This is a genomic window from Mesorhizobium sp. P5_C1, from assembly GCF_054049815.1.
This window is the reverse complement of record NZ_JBFULQ010000493.1, coordinates 1-4,087: the sequence shown is the minus strand read 5'-3', so window position 1 is coordinate 4,087 and position 4,087 is coordinate 1. Positions and strand designations below refer to the sequence as shown.

At 61.8% G+C, this 4,087-nt stretch carries 3 protein-coding genes; 2 read left to right on the top strand and 1 reads right to left on the bottom strand.

The window, feature by feature from the left end:
• Window positions 1-50 precede the first annotated feature (50 nt).
• Window positions 51-185: a DUF1127 domain-containing protein gene (locus ACXJ7R_RS26485; protein WP_457154408.1), complete on the bottom strand. Its 135-nt coding sequence runs from the start codon at window positions 183-185 to the stop codon at window positions 51-53.
• 215 nt (window positions 186-400) lie between these two features.
• On the opposite strand from ACXJ7R_RS26485, the gene ACXJ7R_RS26480 reads away from it, so the two are divergent.
• Both ACXJ7R_RS26480 and ACXJ7R_RS26475 read left to right on the top strand, forming a co-directional pair.
• Window positions 401-1,306 (top strand): transcriptional regulator GcvA, encoded by a 906-nt coding sequence (locus tag ACXJ7R_RS26480; RefSeq protein ID WP_457154407.1) that lies wholly within the window; start codon window positions 401-403, stop codon window positions 1,304-1,306.
• Between the two features lie 450 nt (window positions 1,307-1,756).
• On the top strand, window positions 1,757-4,087 hold a 2,331-nt coding region (locus ACXJ7R_RS26475; protein WP_457154406.1), incomplete at its 3' end, for an AAA family ATPase.

Sequence of the window (4,087 nt, the reverse complement as noted above, 5' to 3'; positions counted from 1 at the left end):
CTCCACGAGATCTTGCTTCGCTGATCCCACCACGGCGCGGCGGTCGAGAATTAGGGCTGCCAAGGCCACTTTGCGCATTCGTTCCGAACTTGAGTACGACTCAACCCCAAGTCTGCAAGCTGATGGTCTTCGAGCTCGGCCAGTTGTCCGCGTTGGCAGTGGAGTTGTATCCAGCGCGATACCATCACCAGGGGTCCTGTCGCATTGTTGACGATGTGACGAACATGTGTGGGAAACGACGACGAAGGCCTCCGCCCTTCAGTCAGCGGGTGATTGAACATTTCTCATCCTCTCTCGCGGCATCCATGTTGACGTGGCGCTGAAATGCTCCAATCTGCTGGTGGGCGCAAAGTATGGTTTCTCGTGCTTGGCCCAATTTTTCTCGTGATGTGGTGCGAAATTGGGTCGCCGACTGCCATCGCTCAATGCCCTCAAAGCCTTCGAAGCGGCGGCACGCCATGAGAGCTTCACCAGGGCGGCCGAAGAGCTGTCCGTGACGCAGGGCGCGGTGAGCCATCAGGTGAAGGCGCTCGAACTCGAATTGGGCATCAGGCTGTTCGATCGCGAACGTCAAAAGCTGAGCATCACGCGGGCGGGCATCTCCTATCTGGAGGTGGTGCGCGATGCCTTCGACCGTATCGCTCTCGGCACGCAACGCATCCAGCATCTATCTCGGGCCGGGGCGCTGACGGTCAGCACGTCGCCCGACTTTGCCGCCAAATGGTTGGTCAACCGCCTTGGCCGGTTTGCCGAGACGCATCCGGACATCGATCTCAGGATTTCCGCAACCATGCATCACGTCGACTTCGCTAGAGAGGACGTCGATCTTGCCGTGCGGCATGGCGATGGCAACTGGGCGGGACATGATGTTGTCCGCCTGTGCTCCGAGGAGCTGTTCGCGGTCTGCAGTCCAAAACTTCACCTGCGGATGCGCGAGCCGTCCGATGTGCTGAAATTTCCGTTGCTGCATCTCGATGACCGAAAGGACTGGTCGGAATGGCTCGAGGCCGCGGGCGTGGGAGATGCCAAACTCTCCCACGGCCCAGTCTTGAACCGCGCAAGCATGGTCATCGACGCTGCTATCGACGGTCAGGGCATTGCACTCGCCCGCACCACGCTTGCGGCTTGGGACCTCATCAACGGGCGCCTCGTAAGACCGTTCGCCACGGCTCTGCGATTGTCCAAGACCTACTGGATCGTCTGCCCCCAGGCCACGTCGGTGCTCCCCAAAATCACGACATTCCGCGACTGGCTGTTGGCCGAGGCCGCTGATGACGTGTCTCGCCTCCAGACGCTCGCTCAATAGCAGTACTTCCAAATCCTGAACGCCCGGCAGTCGTAAGCGCAACTTCCTCGACTGACTCTTGCGACGGGCGCAGTAATTCAGACGAACGCCACTAAGAGTCGGCTTGTGGTGCACCCGCGATCTCTAGCGCGGTCGCCGAGAATGTCAGTTTTCGGGCAATCGCAAAATAGAACTCTACGACCGAGATCGGGCGCGTTCCTGTCCGGCAGGTGTTGGCCGACAGTAGCCTGGCAGCTTCAGGGTGCGAATCCTCAGAAGCCGACATTCAGGTAAACGTGGACAACGTCCTCATCTGACCCGATGCGGACGCTTGATCACTAGGAGCGGATCGTCCGCTTTGCTGCCAGAAGCTGTCCTCGCCGCGGCAACCATGTCGGACTACAGCATTTCCCTGGCATCTGAGTTAATATTGCGGCTGAGGGACCCGAATTTCAGCCTTGGGAGGGCTGTGTGGACGTTGCCGCTTGGTTGCGAGGCCTCGGCCTCCAGCAATACGAGCAGGCATTTCGCGACAACGCGATCGACGCGGAAGTCCTGCCGGAACTGACCGATGCCGACCTCGAGAAGCTCGGTATGCTCCTCGGTCATCGCAAGCGATTCCGCAAGGCGGTAGTGGGGCTGGGGCCGTCGTCAAGCCATCCCGACGCGAGCACCGATGACATCGCGGCTCAGAGCCGCACCCGGGAGCTAAGCGCGGAGCGTCGACAGCTGACCGTCATGTTCGCGGATCTCGTCGGCTCGACGGCGCTGGCGACGCGTCTGGATCCCGAGGACCTGCGTGAGACCATCGGAGCGTATCACCGCTGTGTCGCCGATACGGTCGCCCACTTCGGCGGCTTTGTTGCCAAGTATATGGGCGACGGAGTTTTGGTGTATTTCGGCTACCCGCAGGCGCACGAGAACGCCGCCGAGCAGGCGGTGCGCGCTGGCCTTGCTCTTGTCAATGCCGTTAGGCTACTCCCAGACCCCGAGCCATTGCGGGTTCGTATAGGCATCGGCACCGGACAGGTCGTCGTTGGCGATCTGATCACCGCCGGCGAAGGGCAAGAGCGCGGCGTCGTGGGCGAGACGCCGAACCTCGCCGCCCGCCTGCAAGCTCTTGCCGAACCCGACGCGGTCGTGATCGGGCCGCAGACGCGGCAGCTGGTCGGCGATCTTTTCGAATATCGCGATCTTGGCGCCGTCGAGGTGAAAGGCTTTCCGGAGCCGATCCATCCCTATCAAGTGTTTCGTGAGAGCGCTGTCGAAAGTCGGTTCGAGGCGCTGCATGGGACAACGCCCACGCCGCTGGTCGGGCGTGAGGAGGAGGTCGACCTTCTGCAGCGCCACTGGCATCGCGCGAAAAGTGGTGAAGGTCGTGTGGTGCTGCTCTCAGGCGAGCCCGGCATCGGAAAGTCGCGCCTCACCGTCACCTTGCAGGAGCGGATCCAGAATGAGCCACACACCCGCTTGCGCTATTTCTGTTCGCCGCATCATCAAGACAGCGCGCTCCACCCGACCATTGCTCAGCTAGAACGTGCCGCCGGGTTGGAGCGCGATGATCCACCTGAGAGGAAACTGGATAAGCTTGCGGCCCTGCTAGCCCCGGTGTCGCCAGAGGACGTGGCGCTGCTGGCCGAGCTGCTGTCGTTGCCGACCGAAGGTCGCTTCCCGCCTCTCCAACTGACGCCCCAGCGTAAGAAAGAGAAAACCTTCGATGCGTTGCTCCGGCAGCTCGAAGACCTGGCGCGACAAGGTCCGGTGCTGATGCTCTTCGAGGATGTGCACTGGATCGACCCCAGCTCGCGGGAGCTGCTCGACCTGGTAGTCGAGCGGGTGCAGCGCCTGCCAGTGCTCCTTCTCCTCACGTTCCGCCCCGAGTTTCAACCGCCGTGGACCGGGCAGGCGCACGTCACGGTTCTTGTCCTCAACCGGCTCGACCGTCGTGAAGGCGCCGCGCTGGTCCAGCGAGTCGTCGGCACCGGGGAGCTGCCGAGCGACGTTGTCGCGGAGATCATCGAGCGCACTGATGGGGTGCCACTGTTCGTCGAGGAGCTGACCAAGGCGGTGTTGGAGGGCGGCAACGCCAGGACAGTGCTCTCAAGAGCTGCTGCGACGGCGTTGAACGTCCCCGCCACGCTGCATGCCTCGTTGATGGCGCGGCTCGATCGCCTCGGCTCAACAGTTAAGGAGGTCGCACAGGTCGGCGCGGTTCTCGGTCGCGAGTTCTCCTACGAATTGCTGGCAGCGGTCGCACAGCGAAATGTCACTGATCTAAATGTCGCACTGGATCAACTCGTCGGCGCCGGTCTGGTGTTCTGCCGCGGGACGCGGCCACTGGCCACTTACCTCTTCAAGCATGCGCTCGTTCAGGACGCAGCGTATGGCACGCTGCTGCGCGCTAAGCGCCAGGAGCTACATAAGCGTGTCGCAGATGTGTTGGAGGAAACGTGGACTGAAATCACTGAAGCGCAACCCGAGCTCCTTGCGCACCACCTTCAGGAGGCTGGGGATTGGGCGGGCGCGCTCGATCACTGGCAAAAGGCGGGAAGGGCCGCCCTGGCCAGAGCTGCCACTCGGGAAGCAGTGTCGCACTTTGCCAGTGCCATTGACTGCAGCAGGAGATTTGGCGACGTGTCTGGCGGCGCCGAACGGATGACACGGCTCCATCTTGCGATGGCCAATGTCTTGATGCAGGCTGAAGGGTATCGTTCCGAGCGCCTTGGGAAGACGCTTGAAGATGCGCGTCTTGCTGCCGCGAACACTGCATCGGCCGAATTGCAATGTGACGTTGCGCTTTCA